Here is a 13,845-nt window from a genome sequence, read left to right on the forward strand (position 1 = left end):
TCGCCCCTTTTTTGCGTTCTGAAGCCGGAGAAAAGCCGCTGTGACTTGGGGCAGGTTACAGAAGTCGCTGCGGGTCAAGTGGCAGGCAGCAAGGGACGGTGCGGAACACGGACGCGCCGTAAATCCATCCGTGGAGGCTCGGTTGGCGCGTCCCTGCGCCAAACGGTCCGCTTATCCGCACGGCCCCTTACTGCGGTCAGGCAGCGGCGTGGCGGTAAGAATGGCGGTGAGATTGGCGATAGGTTGCAAAGGCGGGATTGGCGATGGGTTGCAAAGGTCGCTGCGGCACTGAAGAAAAGCAAAAGAACAGACCGCTGCGGACTGAATGCGGCCTGTCTTTCCCGGCGAATTTAGCGAACCTGGACTAAACCGTTCCAGGTTTCCATATAGCGCGGGGCTTTCAGATCGTCCACCTGATAATTGACCAGATCAAACAGCAGATCGTTGAGCGTCAGTCTGGCTTCCGCATCAATCAGGTTGTGAATTAATAGCCGGGTTAAAGCCTGGCAATATTGGGTGACTCTTTCCGGTTCCGCAATAAAAGGACAGGATGAAAAGCCGTAATATTCGACGCCGTTAGCTGTGGAAGGCGCTCGTCAGGCACCGGTTCTTCATAAGTCGTCGCCAGCTGTTCAAGGCTGGCGGCCATTTTTTTATAAAGAGAAAGACGCTCCATATCATTATCCGTTTCCATTAAGGCGGCAACCAGACGCTCGTTATATTCCGCCAGATCGATAAAGTCCATTCCCGCAGGTAGCGAGGAAAAATTTGTAAACTCAGGGCGAGTTTGGGTACACTGTTTTACAGCCATGATGTTAGTCCTCATAACATTGTGGTCAGAGGCTCGTCAGTGTTCCACCACTGGCGGGCTTCGCTATTTCTGCTTCGCTTCAGGCGTCGCCCATCAACTCTATGCTTTTTCTTTACGCCGTCAATACTCCATAGATCGTTTTCTTTCAAAGGATTGTGCCTTTATTTATTTATGGAAAGCTGCTCGTAAAATAAGATGAAAATAAACAGGTGTTGCTTATTTTTTTGTGAGGCAGGCCGCAAGCAAGGGGCGTGAGATCGCACGGCTATTTATTGTCTGCAAAGAACTCAGCATTAATCCTGTTTAACTTCCGATAATTAAATAACAATGCGGTCAGAAGGTGGGAAACGAAAGTAGCTCGGCAGTATTATTATATAACGGTGTTATTTTCAAATATTTTGTGCAGTTCCTGATAAACAGGCTGAATCAGTCCGCTTATCCGCATGGCCTCTTACTGCGGTCAGGCAGCGGCGTGGCGGTAAGGATGGTGCGGGATTGGCGATGGGTTACGCAAGTCTGCGGAAAAGGTCGTTGCGGCATGGGCGGCAGGTTACAGAAGTCATTGTAGGGCAGGCGACGGCATCAGGGAGCGGTTTGTCATAACAGACAAACCGTAAATAGTGCAATAAGGTGAACTTAATCATTTTTTTGCGGCGCAATGTGTGATGAAAATACGTTGCCCGCTTTTCAGGAAGAGGGGGAAATAACGGCGGGTATCCCACTCATTATGCTACTTATTTTCGAAAAGGATAGAGCGTATAAGGGGCAGTCCGCTTCAGCTAAATCAGAATAATTTTGGCATATCCTGGTGGCTAAATCACCTAATCAGGCCACCTGGAACCGCACAGATTTGTATAAGGATAATGCACATGGCATGGATTTATCAGCAATCTACGGGAAATCTTTATCACGATAGCGAGTATATCGACCGTGGTTATTCAGGTGTGCTGACTAATAAGAATAATCCCGACCGACAGCAGGTAAGAGGAATGGGGCCGATCCCGCGTGGTAAATGGCGTATCACGCAGCGTACCCACACAAAAGGGCCAATGAGGATCGTGCTCAGGCAAATCACTGGTGAAACCTTTGGGCGCACGGAGTTTCGTATTCATGGCGAACGTATAGGCAAACCAGCAGGCTTTGCTTCCCAGGGATGTATTATCCTGAGGTCTGCGACCCGGGATCGTATCTGGTCTTCCCATGACAGAGAGCTGGAGGTAATAAGATGAAAAATCTATCTTTCTTGTTGATGACGTTATGTCTGTTTTCCACTTCCGCAGCCTGTAGCTCAGTGATGGTCGAAGAAAACTGGGGGCAATTTATTAGCAATATTGCAAAAGGGAATAGCCAGACGATTGCGGTATTGCCTGGAAAAATAAAAGCGATAAGTCATTCAATTACCGACCCACAGGCTATTGAGCTCGTTGAGGCAATAAGTTTTGCATTGATCAATAAGCCGTTGGCAACGCTTCAGGCAACGGAAGAAATAGGGACATCCGCTGATACGCTTGTTCAGCGATTTGATTCCGGCAGCATTTGCTCTGTACCTGCCATCATGTCTTACACGAAATCTTCTGTGCTGAAATATTACGCTCTGGCAACGGAAGCGCTTAAAAAAGCAGGTAAACCAGCCGCAGAGTGCCTGAATATTATGCAGGCAGCTATGGCGGAAATTCAGCAGGAGGATGAGCGAGGCGAGATGAAATGGGGAAATAAAAGCTTTAATCCGGTACGGGCTTCCGGGTAAATTTTCCAGGCAGAATAAAACAGACTAAATCTTTAGCGATAAAAAGGGACGAAAGCTCGTCCCTTTGCAGATTGCCTGTTACATTCTTTCGACGGTTTCGATACCCAGCGTATCCAGACCCTGCTTCAGGGTTCTCGCGGTCAGCAGCGCCAGCTTCAGGCGGCTCTGCTTCGTCGCTTCGTCTTCGGCAGACAGGATCGGGCAGTGCTCGTAGAAACCAGAGAACAGACCGGCCAGATCGTAGAGGTAAGCACACATCACGTGCGGCGTGCCGTCGCGCGCGACCTGGGTGATGGTTTCTTCAAATTGCAGCAGGCGTACGGCCAGCGCCGCTTCGCGATCTTCAGCAATCACGGTTTTGCCCGTGACGGCGGATTCTTCAATGCCCGCCTTGCGGAACACGGAAAGCACACGCGTATAGGCATACTGCATATACGGCGCGGTGTTGCCTTCAAAGGCCAGCATGTTGTCCCAGTCAAACACATAATCCGTGGTGCGGCTTTTAGAAAGATCCGCATATTTGACCGCGCCGATACCCACCGTGTTGGCAAGCTTCGCCAGTTCGTCGGCTGGCATATCCGGGTTTTTCTCGCTAACCAGCTTCGTGGCGCGCTCGACCGCTTCGTCCAGCAGATCGGAAAGCTTGATGGTGCCGCCCGCGCGGGTTTTAAATGGCTTGCCGTCCTTGCCCAGCATCATGCCAAACGCATGGTGTTCTAAAGGCACGGACGTCGGCACATAACCGGCTTTACGCACGATGGTCCACGCCTGCTGTAGATGCTGGTGCTGACGTGAATCGATATAGTAGAGCACGCGATCGGCATGAAGCGTTTCATAACGGTATTTCGCGCAGGCGATATCGGTGGTGGTATAAAGATAGCCGCCATCCTTTTTCTGGATGATAACGCCCATCGGCTCGCCATCTTTATTTTTGTACTCGTCCAGGAAAACCACGGTAGCGCCTTCGCTTTCTACCGCCAGGCCTTTGGCTTTCAGATCGGCAACGATGCCCGGCAGCATATCGTTGTACAGGCTTTCGCCCATGACGTCTTTGCGGCTCAGCGTCACGTTCATGCGGTCGTAGACTTTCTGGTTCTGCGACATGGTGATGTCCACCAGACGCTTCCACATTTTACGGCAGTATTCATCGCCGCCCTGAAGTTTTACCACGTAGCCGCGCGCGCGTTCGGCAAAAGCCGGATCTTCGTCATAGGTACGCTTGGCTTCGCGGTAGAAGGCTTCCAGATCGGATAAAGCGATCTCTTCATGGGCTTCGTTCTGCTGTTTTTCCAGGTAAGCGATCAGCATCCCGAACTGCGTGCCCCAGTCGCCCACATGGTTGGCGCGGATCACGTTGTGGCCCAGGAAGGAGAGCGTGCGCACCGCCGCATCACCAATGATGGTGGAGCGAACGTGACCAACGTGCATCTCTTTGGCGACGTTAGGCGCAGAGTAGTCGATAACGATAGTCTGCGGTTCGACCGGCGACACGCCCAGGCGCGGCGCGTCGACAACGCGGTCTACCTGGGCGGCAAGCCAGTCGGCGTCAAGAAACAGATTGATAAAACCCGGTCCGGCGATTTCAACCTTGCTGGCGATCCCCTGTAGATCGAGATGGGTCAGCACCTCTTCAGCAAGCTGGCGCGGCGCCTTGCCCAGTTTTTTCGCAACGGCCATAATACCGTTTGCCTGGTAATCGCCGAACTGTGCCTTAGCGGACTGACGCACCTGCGGCTCGCAGTCGGCCGGAGCCCCTGCCGCGATCATCGCCTGACTGACTTTATCTGAGAGAAGAGCCTGAATATTCACCGGATTACCTTTATATGCAAAAACGCCTGCGCGCTGAGGCCAGGCCGTCATACTAAACGGAGTCGGACAGCAGAGTGGCTGTTCGCTACCGCTAAAAAAGAAGGGAAAAAGTATACTGCATTTAGGCTGTAGTTATCCAGGCGTGTAAACAGGAGAGGGCACAGGAAACAGCGGGCGCTGCTTCCTGGTTGTCTGGTCAGGTGCGACGACGGTGAGGGCGATGCGGGCTGGCGATAGTCGTCTTTTCGTTACGAAGCTTCCAGTGCCTCACCAGAGCAAAGCCCGTCATAACGATAAGCGCTGCAATAAGTATTAACATCAGCATTTGCTATTCCTTGTGTGAGAAGCGAAACGAATCTATAAGAAATAAGAATACCCTGGAGTCGACGAACGGGATTTAAGAATAGTCGCATTGTATAAATTTAACTAAATTAAAACATTAAGTTAAGCCAAATTTTCTAAATAATATGCTGGGACTAAACCAAATTTAACTAAAGAAAAGGATAATAATCCGCAATTATCGAGCTATCCTGGGCTGTTACGTTTTTCTTCATCAGGAAAGCTGGCCCGAAAACGGGGTGTGATGGCATAAAAATGATTAATATTTTTTAAGTAATTTAACGAGGAAGGCATGTTTTCAGGTAAAGTAGCGGAAGAATTAAACGATTTAGTTAAGGATTCTGGAGAGTTTCTACACAAAATTAACCATCTGGCGACGCGGCTCGGGCTGGATCTGGCTGCGCATCATGCCGATCACATCGCCGTACGCTGCCATCAGGTCGCGACGGCGGAACGCTGGAAAAAAGGTTTTTTGCAGCACGGCGTGCTGTTTTCAGAAAAGATGATAGGCGGACGGCCGGTCGCGCTGTTTGAGCTGCATGAACCATTACGGGTCGGGCCATGGCAAATCAGCATGGTGGAGCTGCCCTGGCCCGGTGAAAAAGTCTATCGGCATGAAGGCTGGGAGCACGTTGAGATCGTGCTGCCGGGCGATGAAGCGCAGCTGAGCGTGCGTGCGCTGGCGCTGTTGTCGGATGAGAGCCTCTCTAAACCAGGGATAGCCATTAAAAATAGCGCGCCGAAAGGAGAGGGCGAAAGGCTGCCTAATCCGACGCTCGCGGTCAGCGACGGCCAGGTGACGATCAAGTTCCATCCCTGGAGCCTGAAAGAGATTGTAGAGAGCGAGCTAGCGTCGTAACGTCCGCACGGCTTTTTCCATCCGTCGCACCGCTTCCACAATCAGATCGCGCGGGCAGCCAAAGTTAAAGCGTACAAAGCTATCGTCGCCAAAATCGCGCCCGGCGGAAAAGCCCAGCCCGTGCCGTTCAAAAAACAGCGCCGGGCTGGCAACGTTAAGCTGGCTGGCGTCAATCCACGCCAGATAGGTCGCCTCCGGGCGGGCCAGCGAAAGCCCCTCAATAGCGTTGACGCGCTCGGTCAGCCAGTCCCTTGAGGTTTTAAGATAGGCCAGCTGCTCGTCCAGCCACGGCTGCCCGTCTCGCCAGGCGGCCGTCGCGGCGACCAGCGCCAGGATATCCGGTTGCGGCACAATGCCCAGGCGTGCTTTGTTGAAACGCGCGCGCAACGCTTTATCGGGAATAATGGCCAGCGAAGCGCCCAGCCCGGCAATATTGAACGTCTTTGAGGGCGAAATCAGCGTCACGGAGCGTCGCTGCGCGTCTTCGTTAAGACTGCCAAAAGGAATATGCTGCACGCCGTCTTCCAGCAGCAGGTCGCAGTGAATTTCATCAGAGCAGACGATCAGATCGTGACGTTGCGCAAAGCGCAGCTGTGCCTCCAGCTCCTCGCGACGATAAACCGTGCCGCCGGGATTTTGCGGATTGCACAGCATTAACAGTTTTTCGTTGCCGGTCATGGCGGGTGACAGCTCGTCAAAATCCGCCAGCCAGCGTCCCTCATGCAGTTTTAACGGCACGTTAAGCTGCGCGCGGTCGGCCAGCTTTGCCGCAGAGCGGAACGGCGGATAAATCGGCGTGGGCGCGATGGTGCCCTGATGCGGCTCGGTAAAAGCGCGTACCGCTAAATTCAGCCCGCTGACCACGCCCGGCAGTAAAACCAGCCATTCCGGATCGATTTTCCACTGATAGCGCGCCAGCATTCGCGCCGTGGTGACGGCAATCAGCTCATCCGGCGTGGTGCCATAGCCGAAAATACCATGGGCCACGCGCTGCTGAAGCGCGTCAATCACACATTGCGGCGAGCGGAAATCGGTATCTGCTACCCAGAGCGGCAAAATATCCTGACCGCCATATTTCTGCCATTTCAGACTATCGCTGTGACGGCGATCGATACGCTGGTCGAAAGTGCATGTCATGTTGGTGATTCCCGTTACTATTATTTTTAATGTTCGAAAGCAGACTAAACAGCGAAACAGATTTACACAACCAGCCGGCAGTCATTAACAGGAGAATGAAATGTTAAAACTGGAAGTATGCTGCTATGGGATTGATTGCGCGCTGGCCGCGCAAACCGCTGGCGCCGATCGGGTGGAGCTTTGCGCTGCGCCTTCGGAAGGCGGATTAACGCCTTCGGCTGGCAGCCTGTTGCAGGCTCGCGAAACCGTGTCCATACCCGTTCATCCCCTGGTGCGTCCGCGCGGCGGTGATTTCTGCTTCAGTGACAACGAGTTTCGTCAGATTAAAGACGATGTCGCCTGGATCCGCGAGCTTGGTTTTCCGGGCGTGGTGGTCGGCATACTGGATGTGGACGGGCATATTGATATCGCCAGGATGAAGCAGGTCATGGCGCTTTGCGCAGGCATGGAGGTGACCTTCCACCGCGCTTTCGATCTCTGTCACAACCCGCTGACGGCGCTGCGGCAGCTTACCGACCTGGGCGTGGCGCGCATCCTGACTTCCGGCCAGCAACAAAGCGCCGAAAGCGGTTTACCTTTATTAAGGGAACTTAATCAGCTTACCCAGGGTCCAATCATTATGGCCGGCGCTGGCGTCCGCATGAGCAACCTGCATAAGTTTGTGGAAGCCGGATTGCGTGAGCTACACAGCTCCGCCAGCCAGCGAATCGCCTCTGCAATGCGCTACCGTAAAGCCGGTGTTTCCATGACTTCCGTCGCGGAAACGGACGAGTTCAGCCGCGCCTGCGTTGACGGCGATATGGTGGAAGCCATGAAAGCCTCGCTCTCGCTCTCGTTTGGCTCGTCGGCAAGCGTAGCCTGACCCCGATTTTGCCGCACAGCACGCCAGGTTAACGACGTGATGTTTGCAAGTACCAGGCCTCATCATTTTGGTGAGGCTTTTTTTCTGCCGCAGAACCGAAATTCCTCTTACACTGAACACATCTCTGGCTGCTGCGAGTTCACTGATGAAAGTCATAATGACCGCCAACGTTTTTCTGCTGCCGCTCATGCTATTGGCGGGCGCGGCACAGGGCGCAGATACCTGTCCCGCCAACGCCGCACGGGTTAACGACAGCAACAGCCTGCTGCTGCTGGGCGGTACCGCGAAAGGGCCGATAAAACAGGTTGTAATGGGCGAGTTTGGTAAGGATGTCGACCAGCAAAAACGCATTCTCGGTGAGTTCGATCGCTGTGGCGCGCTGCTGCGGGCGGATATCAGCTTTGACAAGAACGAAGGTAACGTCGCGCTCAGAATGGTGCAAAGCGTCACGCGCGTCGCCACCGGCTGGCAGGCCGACTACGTTCTGTCGGTCTTCGTGCTGCAAAAGGGCAAGCTGGTGGAAGTCAGCAATAAACAGGGAACCGTCAACTATCTGACCGGTAAAACGGGCACCATTACCAGCTCGTCCGAGGCGTTTCTGTTGCAGGGAAAAAAGGGCTTTACGGAAACCACTAACAGCTACGACAGCCGTCAGCGGCTGATAAAAAGCGTGGCGAGAGGATCGGACGCGCAGGCCAACGGCGAGTTTCACTATAGCTGGAATGCGGAAAATCTGCTGATCGCCAGCCGCTCGGGCAACAGCGAAATGCAGTGGAGCTATGACGATAAAAAGCGGGAAAAGGGGCTACTGATGCAAACGCATAACCCCGATAGCGAGCTGACCACGCAGGATGAATGCCAGCTGTGGGACGAGCGGGGCAACTGCACGCTAAGCTACTCGCATGAGAGAGAAGTCTTTGCGCACGGTGAAGTGCTGCGCAATATCAGCGCGGCTTACCGCTTTGAATACTGGGATAAAGCGGAAGGCGCGGACAAATAAGCGCCCGCGCCAAACGCTGTTATTTCACGGTCTGGCTGAAAGCGTCTACTGCCAGGATAGCGCTGGCGATATCCTGCGCGCTAAGGTTAGGGTTAAGGTTCTTCAGCGTATCGCCTTCGCTGTTAGCCAGTTCGCCCACTTTCAGCAGGTTCTCCCAGCTTTCGTTTTCCAGATGCATCTCTTTTAGCATGGTCGGCATTTTTATCGCGCGATAAAAGCGGACATAGCGCGCAATCTCTTCATCGGGCCGCTGCTCCAGCACCATTTGCGTCAGCGTGCCGTAGGCGACCTTTTCACCGTGCGTCAGATGGTGGATGTCGCCGTCGATAGCGGTAAAGCCGTTATGGATAGCGTGCGCGCCCGCTAAACCTGCGTTTTCAAAGCCCAGGCCGGAAAGCAGCGTATTGGCTTCCACTACCGCCTCTACGGCTGGCGTAACCACTTTTTTCTCTACCGCCTGATAAGCGCTGTATCCCCAGGTCAGCAGCGTTTTTTCGCAGGCTTCGGCAATCGCCATACCTGCAATCGTCGGATCGCCATCCACCATGGATTTGCTGTGCGAACGTTTGACCGCCTGCGCTTCGACAAAGGTCGCCAGACCATCAGCGATGCCGGAAGCGAACAGCCTGACCGGCGCCTGGGCGCAGACCTGCGTATCCACCAGCACCAGATCCGGGTTTTTGTTATAGAAGCGGTAGCTTTCGAATACGCCGCTGTCGGAGTAGATCACGGAAAGCGCGCTGCACGGCGCATCCGTCGAGGCGATAGTCGGTACAATCACCACCGGCCGCTTCAGCTCGTCGGCCACTGCTTTAACCGTATCCAACGTTTTGCCGCCGCCTACGCCGATCACCAGCTGCGCATCGGCCTCTTTCGCCAGCGCCGTAAGGCGAGCGATCTCATTGCCGGAAGCCTCGCCGTTGAACTGCTGATAATGAAACTCGACGTTGCGCTGCTGCAAAGCATCCTGCACCGTCTTGCCCGTCAGTTTCCAGACGATTTCATCCGCCACCACAAAAGCTTTATTGCCCAGTTCCGCTACGTAGTCGCCCAGCTGAGCCATGACGCCAGCGCCCTGAACGTACTTGCGCGGTGAAGAGAATACGAACTTACTCATGGGAACTCCTTTTGGTGAAATAAAAGTCGTACAGGTTCAACCGTAGACCTTTTAACGCAAAAAGGGGGATGGAAATGTGACATAACGAAAATTGGTAGTAGGCAATCAGCCGCGTAATCGCTAAACTTTTTTTCCTTTCCAGGGAAACCAGTATGACCTCGTTATTAACCTTTCTGTTCGCCATTACGCTGCTGACCATGACGCCGGGTTTCGATACGGCATTGATCCTGCGTACGTCCGCCGCCAGCGGCTGGAAAAAAGCGCTGGCGACCAGCATGGGCGTCAATGCCGGCTGTATGGCGTGGGGCACTGCGGTGGGCGTGGGGCTTGGCGCACTGCTTCTGGCATCGGAAGTGGCCTATAACATTTTAAGGCTGGCGGGCGCGGCGTATCTGCTATGGCTCGGCGTGGGGCTACTGTTAAAACCGCGCAGCGCCTTCCAGGACGCTCTGCCGCAGGCTAAGCAGGACGGCTATCGCCGCGTATTTATGCGTGGTTTTTTAGGCAATTTGCTTAACCCTAAGGTCGGCATCTTCTACGTCTCGTTTTTGCCGCAATTTATTCCTGCTGGTGGCTCGGTGGCGCTCTGGAGTATCGGCATGGCCTTTACCCACGTGGTCGTCGGCACGTTGTGGAACGGGATGCTGATCGCCTGCACGCATTACTTTGCGGAAAAGCTGCGTAAGCCGGCGGTGATAAAAATCATGGATCGCCTGACCGGCTGCGTCTTTATCGGCTTTGCCGCAAAGCTGGCGCTGGCGAAGCGTTAAGACCTGCCGGGGAAGGGGGAAAGCACGGATAATGAACGCACTTTTCGCGCGTCCCTGCGCGAAAATGGTCGTCCGGCTTTATTTACTACAGCGAGGCTAAAACCAGCAGCCACCCGCGCCGGACGAACTAAGGCTGGCTATCAGTCAGGCCGCTTATGCCCGAAGCTTGCGCACCGCGTCAGCCGCACGGGTAGCTAAAGCTGGCAGTTATGAGCCACGAGTAAAGCTAAGGCTTTACGCCCACGGCGACGCCGGTCGTGCTAAGGCTTGCGCGCCACCAGTACGGCACGCAGCGGCGCCGGATAGCCTTCGACGGTTTTGCTGCTGTCGTTGGGATCCAAAAACTCCGCCAGCGATTCGCTGGTCATCCAGTCGGTGCGGCGCTGCTCTTCCGTCGACGTCACGGAATAGTCCGCGATCTTCACATCAACAAAGCCGCATTTCTCCAGCCAGTTTTTCAGCGCGCCGGTAGAGGGAATAAAATAGACGTTGCGCATCTGCGCATAGCGTTCGCCCGGCACCAGCACCGCGTGCTCGTCGCCTTCGACCACCAGGGTTTCCAGCACCAGCTCGCCGCCGCTGACCAGCTGGTTCTTCAGCTGATAAAGGTGATCCAGCGGCGAGCGGCGATGATAGAGCACGCCCATCGAAAAAACCGTATCAAACGCTTTCAGCTCCGGCAGCTGCTCGATGCCGAGCGGCAGCACGTGCGCGCGCTGATCGTTGCCCAGCAGCTTGCGCACGGCCTCGAACTGGCAGATAAACAGCTGCATCGGATCGATGCCCACCACCAGATTTGCGCCCGCACCAACCATGCGCCACATGTGATAGCCGCTGCCGCAGCCGACGTCCAGCACGGTTCGGCCCGCCAGCGGGGAAATATGCGGCAGCACGCGGTCCCATTTCCAGTCGGAGCGCCATTCGGTATTAATATGCACGCCATACAGCGAGTAGGGGCCTTTGCGCCACGGCATCAGATTACGCAGCAGGCTTTCGATACCGCCGCGCTGGCGCTCGCTGAGCTGGCTACTGTCGGCGGTGACACCGTGCAGCAGATCCAACGTTTCTGGCACGATGGTCGGCAGATGCTCAACCGAGCGATCCCAGTTTTTAAAATGCCCGTGCAGCTGTTCGCGCTGCCAGGCGGCAATCTGTGCAGGCAGCGTTTCCAGCCAGTGCGACAGCGGACTTTTGGCGATCAGCTGATAAAAATTACCGAAATCCATCAGTCCGTCCCAGCCTTAAGCGCAATTAACGAGCCAAAATTAAAGCACTGGAACCAGAGTTCGGCATGCTCAAAACCGGCCAGGCGCAGGCGCTCTTTGTGCGTTTCCACGCTGTCGGTCAGCATAACGTTTTCCAGCATACTGCGCTTCTGGCTGATCTCCAGTTCGCTGTAGCCGTTAGCCCGCTTGAAGTCATGATGCATATTGAACAGCAGTTCGCCCACGCTGGCGTCGGCGAAGCTGAATTTTTCGGAAAGCACCAGTGCGCCGCCGGGACGCAGGCCTTGCCAGATGGTATTCAGCAGGCTCTGCCGCTCGGCAGGCTCTAAAAACTGCAGCGTAAAGTTCAGCACCACCAGCGAGGCGTTTTCAATCGGAACGGCGCGAATATCGGCCTCAATCACTTCGACCGGCGTGTCGGCGCGGAAAGCGTCAATATGGCGACGGCAGCGCTCCACCATCGCGGGCGAGTTATCAACGGAGATAATTTTGCAGCCTTCGGCTTTGATATTGCGGCGCACCGAAAGGGTGGCGGCGCCCAGCGAGCAGCCCAGATCGTAAACCTGGCTGTGCGGCTGTACAAAACGCTCGGCCAGCATCCCGATCATCGAAATAATATTGGAATAGCCAGGCACGGAGCGCTGGATCATATCGGGAAAAACTTCGGCCACGCGCTCGTCAAACGTCCAGTCGCCCAGTTTGGCAATCGGCGCGGAGAACAGCGTATCGCGGTTAGACATAGTGGTAAGTCCGGAACAAAAACGGAAAGGGCGTATTCTGGCAGAAAGCGGCGCGGGCTGCACCTTTTCCGCCTCAGCCCAGCGTGAAAACCAAATCCCAGGGCAGAAAAACAAGGTTAAGCACGATCATGCCCAGCAGCGATGCCAGCGTCAGGATCATACCGTTTTTCCGCCACAGCAGCGTGCTGGTGCGCATACCGTAGCTGTGCAGCGCGCGGCCCAGGAAAAAGAAGAGGCCGGTCAGGTGCAGCATCCACATTTCCGCGCCGTTCATTTCCATAATCACCAGCAGCAGCAGGGCGAGCGGAATATACTCTACGGCGTTGCCGTGAATACGAATGGCGGTCTGCAATTCATAAAAGCCGCCGTCGCCGTGCGCCACGTGATACTGGCGACGCAGCCGCACTACGTCAAAAGAAAACTTGATAATAAACAGTGCTCCCAGCACTACATACAGCGCGCTGACCATCCTTACTCCACCCGGTCGAAAATTTCTGGCGCCATCATAGCGGTGAAAAGAGCAGCTGTCAGCATATGTGCAGCGTCGCCCGGGATCAGAACAGACTGTCCTGCTGCGGCCAGTCCGGCGGCTCGCCGATATCGGGCACCGCCTGGCGCAACGCCCCCCACAGGCTCTGCACCATCGCCGGCGCAAAGGCCACGTCAGGCGTATGAATAAACAGCCACGGCTGGCCCTGTTCGCACCACTGCGGCAGCTTGTTTTGCCAGGCTGCAAACCATTTCAGGTTGGCGCTTACCTCGTCGCCGCCGATAAAACGGATCATTGGCTGGTCGGCTGTCATCACCGCATGCACCGGCAGGTGCGGTTTTTTGCGCTGCGCGTCAATAATGGCCGGATTGCTGGGTATGGCGGAATGGACGCCGCGCGTATCCAGGATCACCCGATTCACGCCGCGCTGATGCAGCCCCGCGTTCAGGGCTTTTTCAGCCTCGCCCTTGGCAAAAAATTCCGGATGACGCACTTCCACGCCGTAGCTGAAGCTTTTCGGCAGGCCGTCAAGAAAGGCCCAAAGCGCCGGGAGATCCGCCGGCGAAAACGCGGAGGGCAATTGCAGCCAGTACTGACCGATGCGGGAGGCGAGCGGCGTCAGCAGGCTGAAAAATTCGGCGGTCAGATCGCCGCTGTCGCGCAGCGCGGCCTTGTGGCTGATGGTGGCAGGAAACTTAAAGCAGAAGCGGAAATCGTCATGGGTCATATCGTACCAGCGCTGGACGATCTCAGGGCGCGGCAGCGCGTAGAGCGTTGTATTGCCTTCCACACAGTTAAAATAACGCGCGTAGTCGGCAAGGGTTTCCATGCCCAACTTTTTCCATTGCGGATGCTGCCACTGCGGCAGACCCAGATAAAAAGGTTTCATCGCTCCTCTCTTATCATGCCGACGATAACGATCGCTTCCCTGCGATCGC

Annotated in this window: 15 protein-coding genes; 6 read left to right on the plus strand and 9 right to left on the minus strand. The window is 55.1% G+C overall.

The features are described 5' to 3' along the window. Positions 1-496 precede the first annotated feature (496 nt). On the minus strand, positions 497-811 hold the full coding sequence (locus QZH36_RS00355; RefSeq protein ID WP_301729433.1) for a hypothetical protein: 315 nt from the start codon (positions 809-811) through the stop codon (positions 497-499). A gap of 869 nt (positions 812-1,680) precedes the next feature. On the opposite strand from QZH36_RS00355, the gene QZH36_RS00360 reads away from it, so the two are divergent. Together QZH36_RS00360 and QZH36_RS00365 are read left to right on the plus strand one after the other, a co-directional pair. Beyond that, positions 1,681-2,040 (plus strand): tlde1 domain-containing protein, encoded by a 360-nt coding sequence (locus QZH36_RS00360; RefSeq protein WP_301729434.1) that lies wholly within the window; start codon positions 1,681-1,683, stop codon positions 2,038-2,040. After that, on the plus strand, positions 2,037-2,558 hold the full coding sequence (locus tag QZH36_RS00365; RefSeq protein ID WP_301729435.1) for a hypothetical protein: 522 nt from the start codon (positions 2,037-2,039) through the stop codon (positions 2,556-2,558). The genes QZH36_RS00360 and QZH36_RS00365 overlap by 4 nt, the downstream gene beginning before the upstream one ends. A gap of 78 nt (positions 2,559-2,636) precedes the next feature. Here the strand turns inward: QZH36_RS00365 and argS are convergent, their stop codons facing one another. Together argS and QZH36_RS00375 are read right to left on the minus strand one after the other, a co-directional pair. After that, complete coding sequence (argS, locus tag QZH36_RS00370; protein ID WP_301729436.1) at positions 2,637-4,367, minus strand: arginine--tRNA ligase; 1,731 nt, start codon at positions 4,365-4,367, stop codon at positions 2,637-2,639. A gap of 196 nt (positions 4,368-4,563) precedes the next feature. Further along, on the minus strand, positions 4,564-4,692 hold the full coding sequence (locus QZH36_RS00375) for a hypothetical protein (RefSeq protein WP_301252226.1): 129 nt from the start codon (positions 4,690-4,692) through the stop codon (positions 4,564-4,566). A 306-nt stretch (positions 4,693-4,998) separates the two neighbouring features. Between QZH36_RS00375 and QZH36_RS00380 the strand changes: the two genes are divergently transcribed. Beyond that, a complete protein-coding gene (locus QZH36_RS00380; protein WP_301729437.1) occupies positions 4,999-5,565 on the plus strand; it encodes a VOC family protein in 567 nt (188 codons plus the stop codon). Here QZH36_RS00380 and QZH36_RS00385 read toward each other — a convergent pair. Continuing rightward, positions 5,554-6,702: a MalY/PatB family protein gene (locus tag QZH36_RS00385; protein ID WP_301729438.1), complete on the minus strand. Its 1,149-nt coding sequence runs from the start codon at positions 6,700-6,702 to the stop codon at positions 5,554-5,556. The two genes, QZH36_RS00380 and QZH36_RS00385, sit on opposite strands and share 12 nt — an antisense overlap. A 100-nt stretch (positions 6,703-6,802) precedes the next feature. Between QZH36_RS00385 and cutC the strand changes: the two genes are divergently transcribed. Together cutC and QZH36_RS00395 are read left to right on the plus strand one after the other, a co-directional pair. Further along, positions 6,803-7,564 carry a copper homeostasis protein CutC gene (gene cutC / locus QZH36_RS00390; protein WP_253460691.1) on the plus strand — a complete coding sequence of 254 codons (762 nt, stop codon included), beginning with the start codon at positions 6,803-6,805 and terminating at the stop codon, positions 7,562-7,564. A gap of 157 nt (positions 7,565-7,721) precedes the next feature. After that, the gene (locus QZH36_RS00395) at positions 7,722-8,564 is read left to right on the plus strand and encodes a hypothetical protein (RefSeq protein WP_301252223.1); all 843 of its coding nucleotides are present in this window, start codon (positions 7,722-7,724) and stop codon (positions 8,562-8,564) included. 19 nt (positions 8,565-8,583) lie between these two features. Here QZH36_RS00395 and QZH36_RS00400 read toward each other — a convergent pair whose 3' ends face one another. Further along, the gene (locus QZH36_RS00400) at positions 8,584-9,681 is read right to left on the minus strand and encodes a glycerol dehydrogenase (protein ID WP_301729439.1); all 1,098 of its coding nucleotides are present in this window, start codon (positions 9,679-9,681) and stop codon (positions 8,584-8,586) included. A 152-nt stretch (positions 9,682-9,833) separates the two neighbouring features. On the opposite strand from QZH36_RS00400, the gene QZH36_RS00405 reads away from it, so the two are divergent. Next, positions 9,834-10,451, plus strand: coding sequence for a LysE family translocator (locus QZH36_RS00405; RefSeq protein ID WP_301252220.1), 618 nt, complete (start codon positions 9,834-9,836; stop codon positions 10,449-10,451). A gap of 260 nt (positions 10,452-10,711) precedes the next feature. Here the strand turns inward: QZH36_RS00405 and cmoB are convergent, their stop codons facing one another. The 4 genes from cmoB to QZH36_RS00425 form a co-directional block, all read right to left on the minus strand. Then, positions 10,712-11,680, minus strand: a complete 969-nt coding sequence (gene cmoB / locus QZH36_RS00410; RefSeq protein WP_253461296.1) for a tRNA 5-methoxyuridine(34)/uridine 5-oxyacetic acid(34) synthase CmoB — start codon at positions 11,678-11,680, stop codon at positions 10,712-10,714. Beyond that, positions 11,677-12,417, minus strand: a complete 741-nt coding sequence (cmoA, locus tag QZH36_RS00415; protein ID WP_125287922.1) for a carboxy-S-adenosyl-L-methionine synthase CmoA — start codon at positions 12,415-12,417, stop codon at positions 11,677-11,679. Before cmoA ends, cmoB begins: the two co-directional genes overlap by 4 nt. A 73-nt stretch (positions 12,418-12,490) precedes the next feature. After that, the gene (locus tag QZH36_RS00420; RefSeq protein WP_253460703.1) at positions 12,491-12,886 is read right to left on the minus strand and encodes an MAPEG family protein; all 396 of its coding nucleotides are present in this window, start codon (positions 12,884-12,886) and stop codon (positions 12,491-12,493) included. 85 nt (positions 12,887-12,971) lie between these two features. Continuing rightward, on the minus strand, positions 12,972-13,796 hold the full coding sequence (locus QZH36_RS00425; protein WP_301252219.1) for a DUF72 domain-containing protein: 825 nt from the start codon (positions 13,794-13,796) through the stop codon (positions 12,972-12,974). Positions 13,797-13,845 lie beyond the last annotated feature (49 nt).

It is taken from the genome of Erwinia wuhanensis (assembly GCF_030484085.1).
Classification (GTDB): domain Bacteria; phylum Pseudomonadota; class Gammaproteobacteria; order Enterobacterales; family Enterobacteriaceae; genus Erwinia; species Erwinia aeris.